The following is a 15,506-nucleotide window of genomic DNA, read 5'->3' on the forward strand; positions in this document are numbered from 1 at the left end:
GGGGATTAGCCTGCGATTTCACCGCCGTCATTTTTGGTCACAGCCACGACCGACGGACGCGGCGGCATTGCTGCCTGGAAGTCTGGCCAACGGGTGCTTGGCGCGTCATAGGACGAACCGTCTGCCGGGTGCTGAACAGCAAGGAACAGCGTCTTTCCATCCGGGGTGAATTCCGGACCGCACATTTCTGCACCAACCGGGCATGCAAAGAAGAATTTGGTCAGCGCACGGCCAGGGCCATCGACATCGGTGGCATGCATGCCATCAGGAATGTCGGACTTCGGTGCGCCGTCAGTTGAAATCCACAGACGACCACGATGGTCGATTGCCATGTTGTCCGGGCAGGAAACCCAAGATTCTGCCGCCGGATGGTAAACCGCCTTGTCATCGGCAACCGCCGGGTTACCAGCAGCAATCATGATGTCCCAGGTAAAGCGCGAAGCGGTGTGATCGGCATCCTTGCCGCGACCACCCGGAGGGGTGAGTTCCAGCACGTGACCATGCGGGTTGGCCGCACGCGGGTTTGCTGCGTTGCCTTCCTTGCGCTTGGAGTTGTTGGTCAGCATGACATAGACCTTGCCGTTGACCGGGTTCGGTTCGACGTCTTCCGGGCGGTCCATCTGGGTTGCGCCCAGAAGGTCGGCCGCACGACGGGCTTCGATCAGAACATCAGCCTGGCTGTGGAAGTCGTTTTCAGCGGTCAGCGGGCCTTCGCCAAAGATCAGCGGCATCCAGTCAAGGCTGCCATCTTCGTGGAACTGGGCGACAAACAGCGTGCCGTTTTCCAGAAGGTCCATGTTCGCGGCGCGATCATTCGGATTGTATTTGTTTGCCGCAATGAATTTGTAGAGATAGTCAAAACGCTGATCATCACCGGAATAGGCAACAACGGAGTTGTCCTTGTTGATGATGACGGTCGCACCTTCGTGCTTGAAGCGGCCAAGGGCGGTGCGCTTTTTCGGCATCGAGGTCGGATCGTACGGATCGATTTCAACCATCCAGCCAAATTTGTTCGGCTCGTTCGGGTCTTTTTCAACATTGAAGCGGTCGAAATATTTAACCCACGAGTACCAGCTGTCCTGGCTGATGCCCAGACGCTTGTAGTTGCGTTCTTCGCTGGTTTTGGCGATATCGCCGCCAAAGTAACCGTTGAAGTTTTCTTCGGCGATCAGAACCGTACCCCACGGGGTTTTGCCACCCGCACAGTTGTTCAGCGTCCCGATAACACGGGTGCCGGTCGGATCGGTATTGGTTTTAAGGCGGTCATGACCAGCAGCCGGGCCGGTAATCTGCATTTCGGTGTCGATTGGGGAAATGCGGCGGGCATAATCGGACCCGTCAACAACCTGCCATTTGCCACCGGTTTTCTTGACTTCGATGACCGAATGACCGTGGGCCGCAATTTCATGCAGTGCCTGTTCTTCGGATGCATCCATGGCATCCTTAAGGCCTGACCACATCAATTCGGCATTGGTGTATTCGTGGCTGACGCACAGCAGACCATGGTCGGAATTCTGCGAACCAACCGGAAGCGGCATATAGCCGACATAGTCGCAGTTATAACCAAACTGCTTGTTCTGCGCGTTGGCATCAACCTGACCCGGAACGAATGCCGGTGCATCGGCGACAACCTTGTCGCCCCAACGGATCAGCACACTTGCGTCATAGCCATCAGCAACAGCATGGGTTTCGGTGATTTTCTGCGGGATGGATTTGAAGGTCAGGGTGGATGGCGACTGCGCCTTGGCAACGCCTCTGGTCGCAATGCCTGCGCCCACAACAGCCGACGTCGCCATCAGGCCTTTGAAAAAGCCGCGGCGGGAAAAGCGTGCATTGATCAGATCGTCGATGCACGGATTGTTGGTCGGGTTGGACGGGATATCGTCGCTATCTTCGATGATTTCGTATTTATCGTTCATGGCTTTTCTCTCTTAACGCCTATGCCTGAAACAGCAGCAGGGAAGATGCCAGAAACGACACATTTTAATTGTGAAAGTTGTGTTTCTTTTTGCAAAAACAGTATGTTACGGATTTGTTTCAATCAGACATGCCGTCCAGCTGATCCGCCTTATTCAGGCTTCTGCGCCACAATAGATTGTTTTATCGCTGTAATTTCATCACCCGGTTTCGCTCTGATCGGGCCTTGTTGCTGGGCTGTGATCGTCCAGTCGGCAAATGTGTCTGCCAGTTCATAGGTGCGCAGCAGGAAATCCGGTGATCGCGGACGGCCATATGCCTCGTTCCCGACCATGAAGGTTTCATAGATCAGGATGCCGCCCGGTCGGACGGCGTTGCGCAGATATTCAAACAGCGGCCGATGCAGGTAATTGGCAACAATGATCAGATCGAACTGTTGATCGCCCAACAGCCACTGACCCGTTTCAAGATCCGCTTCGATCCAGTTGATTGCAGGGTTCGTATCGATATCGGTTTGCGAAAGGTCGCGATCAATTGCCGTCACCTGCCAACCCTGATCCGCCAGCCAGAAGCTGTGTCGTCCCTTGCCGCAGGCAAGATCAAGCGCGCGATTGCGGGCAGGGTGTGGCGTGGGACAGTGCTGTGTGACCCAGCTTGATGGCAATTGGGATGACATTTTTGTAAATCTTGGTTATTGAGTGTGGCGCCCGCAGGCTGGCGATCCCCGCCGATGCGCGCCATATGATCTGTATCTGATAGTGTTATCGTTTTGCTACTGGTTTGGCTTATACACGTACCATCATGATTCTATTTCAGCTTAAATGCGAACATGATCACGAATTCGAGGGTTGGTTCAAGGACGGCGCAACATATGACGCGCAGGCCGCCAGCGGGGATTTGTCCTGCCCGGTGTGTGGAACGTCAAATGTTGGCAAGGCCCTGATGGCGCCGCGTTTGCGCACGTCACGCCAAAAAGAAGTCGCTGCTGAAAAACAACAGCAAAAGGCAATCGCCGAAGCGACCCAGGCCGCAATTGCCGAAATTCGCAAACAGGTCGAAAGCAATTGCGAAAATGTCGGCAACAAGTTTGCCGAAGAAGCCCGCAAAATCCATTACGGCGAAACCGAAAAGCGCGGCATCTATGGTCAGGCGTCGCTTAAGGAAACCGCTGAACTGGTCGATGAGGGCATCGATGTCATGGCGTTGCCCTGGGATGACGGAACCAAAAAGAACTGACGCGATCCAAGAAGATCAGTCAGGCTTTCGGGCAATCACCATATAATTCACATCAAGATCACGCGGGGCGGGCGACCATGTGTCGTTGAACGGGTTGTAAGCCACCCCGGTGATATCTTGAAGGTCCAGACCGGCACCACGCAGATAGCCCGACATTTCCGATGGTTTGACAAACTTGCGCCAGTCATGGGTGCCCGCAGGCAGCCAGCGCAGAACGTATTCCGCGCCGATTTTGGCCAGTGCCAGTGACTTGATCGTGCGGTTCAGTGTGGCAACAAACATCAAGCCACCCGGTTTGAGCACCGATGCACAAGCCTGCGTGAAGAATTGCGGGTCATCGACATGTTCGATGACTTCCATGTTCAAAACGATATCAAACTGCTTGCCCTCATCGGCCAGCATTTCCGGTGTTGCGCAGCGATAGTCGATTTCAAGACCGGATTGTGCCGCATGGATTTTGGCGACTTCGATATTGCTTTCTGAGGCGTCAATCGAGGTCATTTTTGCGCCCATGCGCGCAAGCGGCTCGGACAATAATCCAGCCCCACAGCCAATATCGATGATTTCGATGCCTTTAAGCGGCTCTATTGTTTCCGGATCGCGGCCAAGATGCGCACAGATATTGTCGCGCAGGATTTGCAGGCGCACCGGATTAAATTTGTGCAGCGGTTTCATCACGCCATTTGGATCCCACCATTTTTCAGACATCGCAGAAAAACGTGCGATTTCATCGGCATTGGCTGTGCGGCTGGTGGGGGCGGATGCGTCCGACATGGTGTGGCTCCGAAGGCGTAAAACAACGTTGCTGTATGACGCCCTGTTTACGCGTGCGCGCACAGCAAGGCAATACTCACCTGTCAAATGACGGTGCGATGGCAGCGATCTGGCAGAAATTCAAAGCAAGGCAGCCATGTTCAGATGATGCATATCATCAGGGTTATTGGGTAATTTTCGCATGATATGCGACCCAATTTGCCGCATTCGGACGGTTTGGGACATTTTCAGGTCAAAAAAATTGCTCTCACGCAATTTATCGGCATCCTTGACGCTTGTTTCGCGGGGATTATGGCAGTATTGATTACGCCGCTTGGATCAGGGGAAGCGCCGCAAATTCGGCATGCTTGCCCGGGCCGGGACCGGATCACATGCCGTCACGTTCGGACAGCCGATGGACGGCGAGCATAGCGGGGATACTTCATGGCCCGTATTGTCATGAAATTTGGCGGCACTTCGGTCGCCGATGTCGAGAAAATCAAGAATGTCGCGCGCCGGGTGAAATCCGAGGTCGATGCCGGCAATCAGGTTGCTGTTGTCGTGTCCGCCATGTCGGGCAAAACCAACGAACTGGTTGGCTGGGCGCAGGAAGTTTCGCCGATGTATGATGCACGTGAATATGACGTGATCGTATCGTCGGGTGAACAGGTGACTGTCGGTTTGCTGGCGATGGCGCTGCAAAGCATGGATGTGCCTGCACGTTCCTGGCTTGGCTGGCAGATCCCGATCAAGACCGACGGCGCACATGCCAAGGCCCGCATCAAGGAAATCGACACCACCGAGCTTGATAAGCGCATGAATGGCGGCGAAGTCGTTTGCGTGGCCGGTTTCCAGGGGATCGCACCCGATAACCGCATCACCACCCTTGGGCGTGGTGGTTCGGATACGTCGGCAGTGGCCCTTGCCGCGGCACTTAACGCAGATCGTTGCGACATCTATACCGATGTCGATGGTGTTTACACCACCGATCCGCGCATTGTGCCCAAGGCGCGCAAGATCGAAAAGATTACCTACGAAGAAATGCTGGAACTCGCATCCCTTGGTGCAAAGGTTCTGCAAACCCGTTCAGTCGAGATGGCAATGAACCATCGCGTCCGGGTGCAGGTCCGCTCCACCTTTAGTGATGCAGAAGGAACACTTGTTGTAGACGAGGACGAGATCGTGGAACAGGAAGTCGTCAGCGGAATTGCCTATAGCCGTGATGAAGCCAAGATCACCTTGGTGAAAGTTGCGGACAAGCCGGGTATTGCCGCTTCAATCTTCAGCCCGCTGGCTGATGCCAATATCAATGTCGACATGATCGTGCAGAACGTCTCAGAAGACGGCAAAAGCACGGACATGACCTTTACCGTTCCGCGGGGTGAATTCCAGCGTGCGCTTCAGGTGATCGAAAAGAACAAAGACAAGATTGCCTATCAGGAACTGCTCAGCACCTCTGATGTGACCAAGGTGTCGATCATTGGTGTGGGTATGCGTTCCCATGTCGGTGTCGCGCGCAAGATGTTTGAAACGCTTGCGGAAAAGGGCATCAACATTCAGGTCATCTCGACCTCGGAAATCAAGGTCAGTGTTCTGATCGCCGAGGAATATACCGAACTTGCCGTTCGTGCATTGCACACGGCATACGGTCTGGATGCCGAGTAAGTTCAACAGTTTGGCGATTAAGCCGCTGTTAAATTACCTGTAATAATACATACTAGCTGGAGCAGTGTGTTTCAGCCTTTGTAATGAAATGGCAGGAGACCACTGGTCTCCTGCGTTTCTGCTTTGGGGTACAGAGAATATGAGTGATCCGAAAATTGACGCCGCACGGGCGCGCCTGGAAAACCTGTGGGCATCGGGCAAGGAATTCCTTGGCACCGACTACGCCATTATGGCCGGCGCCATGTCCTGGGTTTCAGAGCGTCACCTTGTTTCGGCGGTCTCCAATGCGGGTGGTTTTGGTGTGATTGCCTGCGGGTCGATGACCCCGGATCTGTTGTCGGCTGAAATCGCCGCCACCAAGGAAATGACCAGCAAGCCGTTTGGCGTCAACCTGATCACCATGCACCCGCAGCTCAATGAACTGATTGAAGTGTGCCGTGAACACAGTGTTGGGCATGTGGTTCTGGCAGGTGGCCTGCCGTCATCAAATTCGATCAAGCAGGCAAAGGAATTTGCCAAGGTCATCTGCTTTGCCCCGGCACTGGTTCTGGCCAAAAAGCTGATCCGCTCGGGTGCTGATGCGCTGGTGATCGAGGGCAGCGAAGCGGGTGGCCACGTTGGCCCGGTATCGCTGACGGTTCTGGCGCAGGAAATCCTGCCGGAAGTTTCCGATATTCCTGTTTTCTGCGCCGGGGGGATTGGCCGCGGTGAAGCGATCACCGGTTTGCTTGAACAGGGCGCATCCGGTGTCCAGATCGGCACGCGCCTTGTGTGTGCCGAGGAATGCATTGCCCATCCCGATTTCAAAAAGGCCTTTATCCGCGCAAGTGCGCGCGACGCGGTAACCACCGTGCAGCTTGATGATCGTTTCCCGGTCATTCCGGTACGTGCGCTTGCCAACAAGGGCACGGAAGAATTCCGCAATACCCAGCGTGCCGTGATTGAAAAGTTCCGCGCAGGCGAGCTTGACCAAGGCGCTGCACAGCTTGAAATTGAACATTTCTGGGCCGGTGCCCTGCGCCGTGCAGTGATCGATGGTGACGTCGAAAGCGGATCGGTTATGGCAGGACAGTCGGTTGGTATGGTAAAGAAAGAACAACCGGTTTCCGAAATCCTCGAAGAGTTGGTCGAACAGGCCGTTCAATCCCTGGTTAAGAGAGACAGCTAAGTCAAATGAGCATTCCGTCCGCCGCAGTCACAGGTCCGCGACGCCTTCTAAAGCGTGTGCGCGACGTCATGGCTGGACCGGGGACTGCTGAAGAACGCCTCGGACAGATTGTGACCATCATTGCTGCTGATATGGTGGCAGAGGTGTGCTCGGTCTATGTGATGCGCGCGGGCGAAGTGCTGGAACTGTTTGCGACCTGTGGTCTGTCCAAGGAAGCGGTTCACTTGACCCGCCTTCGCGTGGGCGAGGGGATTGTCGGTTTTGTCGCCGCCCATGCGCGTCCGCTTAACCTTAAGGACGCGCAAGGCCATCCGAACTTTGCCTATCGTCCGGAAACCGGCGAGGAAATCTATCATTCGATGATCGGTGTGCCGATCCTGCGCGGGGGCCGTATCATCGGTGTTCTTGCCGTGCAGAACCGGACCGAGCGCCTGTATTCCGAGGACGAACAGGAAGCGCTTGAAAACGTCGCCATGGTGCTGGCCGAAATGGTCGCCGGTGGCGAACTTGTCAGCCGGGAGGAACTGATCCCGGCGGACGGTATTGCGTTGTTGCCGCTGCGTCTGGGCGGGGCGCGTCTGGCACCGGGGATCGGCAAGGGCATCGCCGTTTTGCACGAACCGCGCATCGTCATTGACCGCATGGTTTCTGATGACCCGGAAGAAGAACTGACCCGCCTGCGCGAAGCCATGCACGGCCTTCAGAACCACCTTGATAAGATGCTTGAAGCTGTTTCAGGCATCAACGGCATGGATGAAGGCGATGATCCGGGTGATATCCTTGAAGCCTATCGGATGATTGCCCAGGATACCGGCTGGCTTAACCGCATTACCGAGGCGGTGCATACCGGCCTTACGGCCGAGGCCGCGGTTCAGAAGGTGCATGACGATACCCGTGCGCGCATGGCGCAGGTGACCGACCCCTATTTGCGCGAACGGTTGCACGATCTTGAAGATCTGGCCAACCGGTTGTTGCAGCATCTTTCGGGGCAGTATCAATCCCCGGCCTTTGGCGATCTGCCCGATGATATCATTCTGGTGGCGCGCAATATCGGCCCGGCCGAACTTCTTGATTATGATCATACCCGTCTGCGTGGTCTTGCCCTTGAAGAAGGGTCGCACACCTCGCACGTCGCAATCGTTGCGCGCGCACTTGATATCCCGGTTCTGGGTGGGGTCAAAGGTGTGCTTGATAAGGTTGAGGCCGGTGATCCGCTGATTGTCGATTCCGATAACAGCCAGCTTTTCGTTCGGCCAAGCGAAGATGTCCGTGCGGTGATTGACGGCGCGTTGCGCGCCCGGGCAGAGCGAAAAGCGCTTTACGCCCAGATGCGTGACCTTCCGGCGGAAACGACCGACGGGGCGGAGATTTCACTTAATGTGAATGCCGGGCTTTTGATTGATGTTCCGCATGTGATTGAAAGCGGGGCGGACGGGATTGGCCTGTATCGGACGGAAATTCCGTTCATGGTGCGATCCGCCATGCCCGACATTACCGATCAGACCCGGCTTTATGATCGTATTTTTGAACAGGCCGAAGGCCGACCGGTGGTTTTCAGAACTCTTGATGTGGGCGGTGACAAATTGCTGCCCTATTGGGAGGATATGACAGAAGAGAATCCGGCGATGGGCTGGCGATCGATCCGGATCACACTGGATCGTCCGGCGGTGCTTGTGCATCAGTTGCGCGCACTGATCCGGGCCGGGCATGACCGCGATCTTTATGTCATGTTCCCGATGATCGCCGAAGTTGCTGAATTTGATCAGGCAAAGGCGGTTCTTGACGAGCAGCTCAAACGTGAAGCCGTACGCGGATTTATCCCGCGCAAGGTCGAAGTCGGAGCCATGCTTGAAGTCCCCGCCCTGATCTGGCAGGCTCCGGCCTTGCTGCAACGGGTTGATTTCCTCTCGGTTGGGACGAATGATCTGTTGCAGTTCATGTTTGCTGCTGACCGCGGCAATCCAAGGATCGAGGGCCGGTATGACACGCTGTCGCCAAGTGTGTTCGCATTCATGCGCCAGTTGGTGACATTGTGCGATCAAAAGGACGTTCGCCTGACCATCTGTGGTGAAATGGCGGGACGTCCGCTTGAGGCGATGGCCCTTATCGGTTTGGGAATTAAACGCTTGTCGATGGCGCCTGCCTCTGTTGGTCCGGTCAAGGAAATGGTCAGAAGCATGTGTAAGTCTGAAGTCGAGAGTTATATTCTGACGATAATGGATAATCCGACCAGATCATTGCGTTCGCGTCTTAAGGCTTTCGCAATAGATCACGGTGTAAAACTTTAAAAACAATCGCTTTTGGTGGGGATATCTGCTAGTTTTATTGCTAGATCGTAACGTGGGGGTGCGCAGTTGGCGATCAAAAAGCGAAAGGAAGATCATTTGGATGACGAAACCCGAGAACGCCTTCGTTTCAGGCCTTTGTCCGGGGATTCGTCTGCAAATGACAGTGTGATGGACGAACATAAAGACCAGATCGGTGGTTATACCGAGGTCGGGAGCCTTTTGAAGGCGACCCGTGTTGGTTTGGGGCAAACAGTCGAAGACGTTTGCCGCATGCTTCGTATTCGCAAAATTTACATCGAAGCCATTGAAAGCAGCGACTATGCGGCATTGCCGAATGGTCCTTATGGCCTTGGCTTCGTGAAGGCATATGCCGAACATCTTGGACTGGACGGTGCAGAGATCGCACGTCGCTTCCGCGCAGAAAGCAATGCGCCGGCCGTGCGTAGTGAACTGTCCTTCCCAAAACCCGTGCAGGAAAGCCGTGTACCCGGTGGGGCGGTATTGCTGATCGCGGTTATGCTTGGTCTTGGTGCTTATGGTGGATGGTACTACCTGTCGAGCCAGGGCAAAACAATTGCCGATCTGGTTGATCCATTGCCAGAGCGACTTGCAAGCTACTCGACAACGGCAAGCCAGGATTCAGCGCCGCGTAATCTTGAAAACGCCGCAGATGCACAGGCCGCCGAGGCAGAAATCACAACGCCTGCACCAATCGTTGCCGATCAGGGGGCACCTGTTGCCTCTGCACCGGAAAGTGCCGGTAACACGGAAGCACAGGTTGAAAAAACCATCGTTTCCGAGGCCCCGGTCGCAGAACCCGAATCTGAACCCGTAGCCGAAGTCGCAGAAGCAACCGAAGAACCGGCAGAAGCACCTGTCGTTACCGAGGAAGTTGCCGAAGCCCCGGCGCAGGAAGCTGCACCCGTTGCCAACGAAGTGGTAACCACCACAGAACAGGCACCGGTTGAAGCCGAAGTCGCAGAGGCACCAGCCGCAGAAACGCCGGCAGCACCGGCAGCGGAAGTTGCATCGGTTCCCGCGGCACCAGAAGTTGACGAGGCCGGTGGCGCACGCGTATTTGGCGCGGTCAATGTTGATAGCCGGGTTACCATTTCGGCGGTGGAAACCAGCTGGGTTCGTATCCGCGAGGCAGATGGCAATGTTCTGCTGACCCGGATGCTGACAGCCGGTGATACCTATATGGTTCCGAATCGTGACGGTTTGAAACTTGAAGTCGGCAATGCTGGTGCGCTGACCTATAGCATCGATGGTTCCGAAGCCCAGCCGGTCGGGGAATATGGCGCGGTGATTTCGGACTTCTCGCTTGATGTTGGTGATCTGACCCAGGCAGAAGAACCAACCGTTCAATAGGTTTGGCCAACGCCTGCGGGCGATGAAAACAGACAAAATGCGAAAGGCGATCCGAACGGGTCGCCTTTTTCGTGACAGCTATGCGAAATCTGGCGGAAAATCTGTTAGCCAACGGTTTCTAAACCGCGTTTGATAAGCTATATACACCCCCAAGACATCGAAAACATTTTGGAACCGGAAATGAGCGTCCGCCCATATCGCGATATTGAACGCCGTCAAAGCCGCAAAATCCGTGTCGGTGACGTGGAAGTTGGCGGGGATGCACCGATCTCGGTGCAGTCGATGACCAACACCCTGACCACCGATGTGAACGCGACCGTTGCGCAGATCCATCGACTGGAAGAGGCAGGTGCGGATATCGTTCGTGTGTCCTGCCCGGATCGGGAATCAACCGCCGCCCTGAAAGACATCATCAAACAGGTGCATGTCCCGATCGTGGCCGACATCCATTTCCATTACAAACGCGCGATCGAGGCCGCCGAGGCTGGCGCCGCGTGCCTGCGCATCAACCCGGGCAATATCGGGTCGACCGAACGTGTGCGTGAAGTTGTGAAGGCCGCCAAGGATCATGGCTGTTCGATGCGTATCGGTGTGAATGCCGGGTCGCTTGAAAAGGAACTGCTGGAACGTTACGGCGAACCATGCCCCGAGGCGATGGTCGAAAGTGCGTTGAATCACGCCAAAATCCTTGAAGATCAGGATTTCCGCGAATTTAAAATCTCGGTCAAGGCATCGGACGTGTTCCTGGCGGTTGCCGCCTATTACGGCCTGGCCGAGGCATGTGACTATCCGCTGCACCTTGGCATCACCGAGGCCGGTGGTCTGCGCGGTGGCACGGTGAAATCATCGATTGGCATGGGCAACCTCCTGTGGGCCGGTATTGGTGACACCTTGCGCGTGTCGCTATCTGCCGATCCGGTTGAGGAAATCCATGTTGGTTTTGATATCCTGAAATCGCTGGGTCTGCGGACCCGTGGCGTTCAAATCATTTCCTGCCCGTCTTGTGCGCGTCAGGGCTTTAACGTGGTTGAGACCGTGGCAGAGCTTGAAAAGCGCCTTGCCCATATCTCGACCCCGATTTCGCTGTCGATCATTGGCTGTATTGTCAATGGACCGGGCGAAGCGCGTGAAACCGATATCGGGCTTACCGGTGGCGGTGGTGGGAACCACAAGATGTATATTTCCGGCCGCCCGGATCACAATATCAGCACGGAAAAGATGGTCGACCATATCGTTGAACTGGTCGAAGAACGTGCCGCCAAGATCGAAGCCGAAGAAGCCGCCAAGAAAACCGCAGCGGAATAGCAAAGCTTTATTGAGTATTTTTGGCTTTCCGCCACACCGGCGGAAAGCTATTTTCATGTTCGCATGTGTTTGCGCCGATTGATGTTTCGGGCAAATATCTGGAATTCAAGTTAGATCGGAGACCCAAAGTGGCATCGCTTCAACCCGTCCGTGGCACGCACGACCTTCTGCCGGAACAGAACCGTCTGCAGGATTACATCGCGAATACCGCACGCGAAATCGGCGAGTTGTATGGCTACCATCGCATGACCACACCGATCTTCGAATTTACCGAGGTGTTTGCGCGCACCCTTGGCGATACGTCCGACGTCGTGACCAAGGAAATGTACACCTTTGAAGATCGCGGTGGCGAACAGATTACCCTTCGTCCCGAGGGAACGGCGGGTATTGCGCGTGCCTATATTTCCAATGGCATGCAGCAGATGTCACCGGTCAAGGTCAGCTATTATGGCCCGATGTTCCGTTATGAACGCCCGCAGAAAGGCCGTCAGCGCCAGTTCCACCAGATCGGTGCCGAGCTGCTTGGCGTCGAACAGGTTGCCGGCGATATCGAAATGATCGGCTATGGCGCGCATATCCTAAAGGCCCTTGGTCTTTGGGACAGCATCACACTTGAGCTTAACACCCTTGGTGACCCGGAAAGCCGTGCGGCGTATCGCGATGTGCTGGTTGATTACTTCAAGGGCCATTTTGACAAGCTGTCGGAAGACAGCCGGTCGCGCCTTGAAAAGAACCCGTTGCGTATTCTGGATTCCAAGGACGAAGGGGATCGTGAACTGGTGGCCAATGCGCCGTTGTTTGCCGAATACCTCAACGCGCATTCCAAGGAATTCTTCAAGGGCCTGACCGAGGGGCTTGGCGATATCGGCATCAATTATGAACTGAACCCGCGTCTGGTGCGTGGTCTTGATTATTACTGCCACACCTGTTTCGAGTTCACCACCAACACCCTTGGTGCACAGGGTACTGTCATGGCCGGTGGCCGGTATGACGGGCTGATTTCGACCATGGGTGGTCCGCAGACGGCCGGCGTTGGCTGGGCCGCGGGTGTCGAACGTCTGGCGCTGATGGTGGGCGAAGCCCCGGCGGGTGCACGTCCCGTGGCACTGATCCCGATGGGGGACGCTGCCGAGGCCAAATGTCGCACCCTTGCCCAGACCCTGCGCGAAGCGGGTGTCGCGGTCGAGCTTGGCTATTCCGGCAACATGAAAAAGCGCATGAAGCGTGCGGACAAGGCCAATGCCTGCAAGGCCGTTATCCTTGGGGATGACGAACTTGCCAAGGGTGTGGCCCAGTTGCGCGACCTTGACAGTGGCGAGCAGCAGGAAGTGGCGCTTGATCAACTGGCTGATGTGATCGGCAAAAAGTGAGAATGGTGTGACGGACGCGATTTCGCATGAGGATGCCGGGGATTGGCCGCTGGATCGCCTGATGGTGATCGGCACCAATCATCGGCGCTCAAGCGAGGATACCCGCGACCGTCTTTTCATCGAAGAAGCGCGTCTGCCACAGTTTTTGGCTGCCATTGAACAGGCCCGTCTCGGCCAGGCGGTTGTCGTTTCGACCTGCAATCGTACCGAAGTGCATCTTTTGGCGTCCGAGGCCGAACGCGGGCGTGAACGCCTGATTGATCTGATGTCGCTGTGGGCGGATCTGGATCGTGATCAGCTTGCGACCGAACTTTACATCCGGTCTGGCCGGGATGCGCTTCGCCATATGTTTGCTGTTGCGGCGTCACTCGACAGTCTGGTGATCGGCGAGCCCGAAGTATTTGGTCAGGTCAAGGATGCCCACCGGATCGCGCGCAAGCATGATCTGGTCGGGCGCGAGTTGGAGCTGGTCTATCAGACGGCCTATGCCATTGCCAAAAAGGTCCGCAACCAAACCGGGATCGGGCAGGGGGCTGTATCAATTGCTGCCGCCGCGCAATCGGTTGCGCGCGACCTGCATGGCGATCTTGGCGACTGTACCCTGCTTTTGGCGGGGGCTGGTGACATGGGGGAACTGATCGCCGCATCGCTGGCGGAACGGGGCATCGGACGCATTCTGGTGACAGATCGCTTGGCCGCCCGTGCGCGTCTGGTGGCGCGCAGGCTGGATTGCCACTGGTCGGAAATCGATGATCTGGACCGGCTTCTGGCCGAGGCGGACCTTGTTCTGACCGCAGGTGGATCGCGGCGTTACATGATCGACAAGGATCGTGCGATGGCGGCGGTTAAACGTCGTCGGTTCCGCCCGGTTCTGATGATCGATACGGCCGTGCCGGGGGATATTGACCCGCAAGTTGATGAGATTGACGAGGTTTTCTTTTACCGGATCGAAGATCTGGAAAAGATCGCCGCCGAAGGGCGCGGCGGCCGCGAAGAAAAGGCTGATCAAGCCTGGGCGTTGATCGAAGCGGAAATTGATAACTTTGTGCGCGACCGTGCGCAGCGCGCAGCCGTGCCGGCAATTGCCGATCTGCGCAAACGGTTTGAAGCGGTGCGCGCAGATGCGCTGGCTGAAAGTCATGGGGACGCGGAGAAGGCGACAAGGCTTTTGATCAATCGCCTTTTGCATACGCCGACACAGGCATTGAAAGATTTGGCGACGACAACAGACGGTGCGGGCACCGTGGAATGGGTCAAGGCCCAGAAACTGTTGTCGCGCCTGTTTGAACTTGAAGACAAGCCGCTTGGTCGCGATGACGCGCCAAGCGACCCTGAACAGGAGAATAAAGAGTGAGTTTGGACCTTGGGAAACTCGAAGGCGTTACGCGCCGGTTCGACGAACTCAATTCGCTTCTTTCAAGCGGAGAGCTTGATGGGGACGGCTTTTCCAAGCTGTCGCGCGAACATGCAGAATTGGCCCCGGTGGTCGAGGCGATCGAGGCGTATAAAAAGCTTCTGAACGATCTGGAAGAAGCCGAGGAAATCCTGGCCGATCCGCAAAGCGATCGCGATATGCGCGAAATGGCCGAGGCCGAAAAATACGACATTCAGGATAAGCTGCCCGAGGCAGAGCGTCAGATGAAACTGATGCTGATCCCGAAAGATACAGCCGACACCAAGAACGCCATCCTTGAAATTCGCGCCGGCACCGGCGGGGAAGAAGCCGCCCTGTTTGCCGCCGATTTGTATCGCATGTATCAGCGTTATGCCGAAGGGCGCGGCTGGAAGTTCGAGCAGATGGATGCCAGCGAAAACGACCTTGGCGGGTTCAAGGAAGTCATCGTCAACGTATCGGGTACCGATGTGTTTGCCCGCCTGAAATTTGAAAGTGGCGTGCACCGCGTGCAGCGCGTGCCGGTGACCGAAGGTGGCGGGCGTATTCATACATCGGCTGCGACCGTGGCCGTGCTGCCAGAGGCCGAAGAAGTCGATATCAAGATCGATCCGAAGGATCTGCGTATTGATACCTATCGATCGCAGGGCGCGGGTGGTCAGCACGTTAATACCACCGACAGTGCCGTGCGTATTACCCATATTCCGACCGGTGTGGTTGCCGCCAGCCAGGAAGCAAAGTCGCAGCACAAGAACAAAGAAAAAGCCATGAAGATGCTAATGTCGCGTCTTTATGATCAGGAACGCGAAAGCAAGGACAGCGAGCGTGCGGCCGACCGTAAATCACAGGTCGGTTCAGGCGACCGTTCGGAACGCATTCGCACCTATAACTTCCCGCAAGGGCGCGTGTCCGATCATCGTATTAACCTCACACTTTATCGCCTGGATGATTTCATTGCCGGTGGTCCGGCGGTTGATGAAATGATTGATGCCCTGATCGCCGAAGAGCAGGCCCAGAAGCTTGCCGAAATTGAAAGCTGA

At 55.9% G+C, this 15,506-nt stretch carries 12 protein-coding genes; 9 read left to right on the plus strand and 3 right to left on the minus strand.

All coding sequences use genetic code 11. The annotated features are described in order from the left end of the window. Positions 1 to 5: 5 nt before the first annotated feature. Positions 6 to 1,919 (minus strand): PhoX family phosphatase, encoded by a 1,914-nt coding sequence (locus AUQ41_RS14160; protein WP_008891703.1) that lies wholly within the window; start codon positions 1,917 to 1,919, stop codon positions 6 to 8. Positions 1,920 to 2,068: 149 nt separating this feature from the next. Continuing rightward, on the minus strand, positions 2,069 to 2,593 hold the full coding sequence (locus AUQ41_RS14165; RefSeq protein ID WP_063088953.1) for a bifunctional 2-polyprenyl-6-hydroxyphenol methylase/3-demethylubiquinol 3-O-methyltransferase UbiG: 525 nt from the start codon (positions 2,591 to 2,593) through the stop codon (positions 2,069 to 2,071). 125 nt (positions 2,594 to 2,718) lie between these two features. Here AUQ41_RS14165 and AUQ41_RS14170 point away from each other — a divergent pair, with 125 nt between their 5' ends. Further along, on the plus strand, positions 2,719 to 3,153 hold the full coding sequence (locus tag AUQ41_RS14170) for a DUF1178 family protein (protein WP_063088954.1): 435 nt from the start codon (positions 2,719 to 2,721) through the stop codon (positions 3,151 to 3,153). Between the two features lie 15 nt (positions 3,154 to 3,168). On the opposite strand, the gene ubiG is transcribed toward AUQ41_RS14170, so the two are convergent. Continuing rightward, positions 3,169 to 3,927, minus strand: a complete 759-nt coding sequence (ubiG, locus tag AUQ41_RS14175) for a bifunctional 2-polyprenyl-6-hydroxyphenol methylase/3-demethylubiquinol 3-O-methyltransferase UbiG (RefSeq protein WP_063088955.1) — start codon at positions 3,925 to 3,927, stop codon at positions 3,169 to 3,171. A gap of 423 nt (positions 3,928 to 4,350) precedes the next feature. Between ubiG and AUQ41_RS14180 the strand changes: the two genes are divergently transcribed. The 8 genes from AUQ41_RS14180 (at position 4,351) to prfA (ending at position 15,506) form a co-directional block, all read left to right on the plus strand. After that, a complete protein-coding gene (locus tag AUQ41_RS14180) occupies positions 4,351 to 5,571 on the plus strand; it encodes an aspartate kinase (protein ID WP_008891699.1) in 1,221 nt (406 codons plus the stop codon). A gap of 139 nt (positions 5,572 to 5,710) precedes the next feature. Next, a complete protein-coding gene (locus tag AUQ41_RS14185) occupies positions 5,711 to 6,739 on the plus strand; it encodes a nitronate monooxygenase family protein (protein ID WP_008891698.1) in 1,029 nt (342 codons plus the stop codon). A gap of 5 nt (positions 6,740 to 6,744) precedes the next feature. Continuing rightward, positions 6,745 to 9,027 carry a phosphoenolpyruvate--protein phosphotransferase gene (ptsP, locus tag AUQ41_RS14190; protein WP_008891697.1) on the plus strand — a complete coding sequence of 761 codons (2,283 nt, stop codon included), beginning with the start codon at positions 6,745 to 6,747 and terminating at the stop codon, positions 9,025 to 9,027. A 168-nt stretch (positions 9,028 to 9,195) separates the two neighbouring features. Further along, complete coding sequence (locus AUQ41_RS14195) at positions 9,196 to 10,398, plus strand: helix-turn-helix domain-containing protein (RefSeq protein ID WP_232308399.1); 1,203 nt, start codon at positions 9,196 to 9,198, stop codon at positions 10,396 to 10,398. Between the two features lie 180 nt (positions 10,399 to 10,578). Then, a complete protein-coding gene (gene ispG, locus AUQ41_RS14200; RefSeq protein WP_063088957.1) occupies positions 10,579 to 11,703 on the plus strand; it encodes a flavodoxin-dependent (E)-4-hydroxy-3-methylbut-2-enyl-diphosphate synthase in 1,125 nt (374 codons plus the stop codon). Positions 11,704 to 11,831: 128 nt separating this feature from the next. After that, positions 11,832 to 13,073 carry a histidine--tRNA ligase gene (gene hisS / locus AUQ41_RS14205; protein WP_063089043.1) on the plus strand — a complete coding sequence of 414 codons (1,242 nt, stop codon included), beginning with the start codon at positions 11,832 to 11,834 and terminating at the stop codon, positions 13,071 to 13,073. 7 nt (positions 13,074 to 13,080) lie between these two features. Then, positions 13,081 to 14,427 (plus strand): glutamyl-tRNA reductase, encoded by a 1,347-nt coding sequence (gene hemA, locus AUQ41_RS14210; protein ID WP_063088958.1) that lies wholly within the window; start codon positions 13,081 to 13,083, stop codon positions 14,425 to 14,427. Then, positions 14,424 to 15,506 (plus strand): peptide chain release factor 1, encoded by a 1,083-nt coding sequence (gene prfA / locus AUQ41_RS14215; RefSeq protein ID WP_008891692.1) that lies wholly within the window; start codon positions 14,424 to 14,426, stop codon positions 15,504 to 15,506. Before hemA ends, prfA begins: the two co-directional genes overlap by 4 nt.

The organism is Thalassospira sp. MCCC 1A02898 (assembly GCF_001618185.1).
Taxonomy (GTDB): domain Bacteria; phylum Pseudomonadota; class Alphaproteobacteria; order Rhodospirillales; family Thalassospiraceae; genus Thalassospira; species Thalassospira tepidiphila.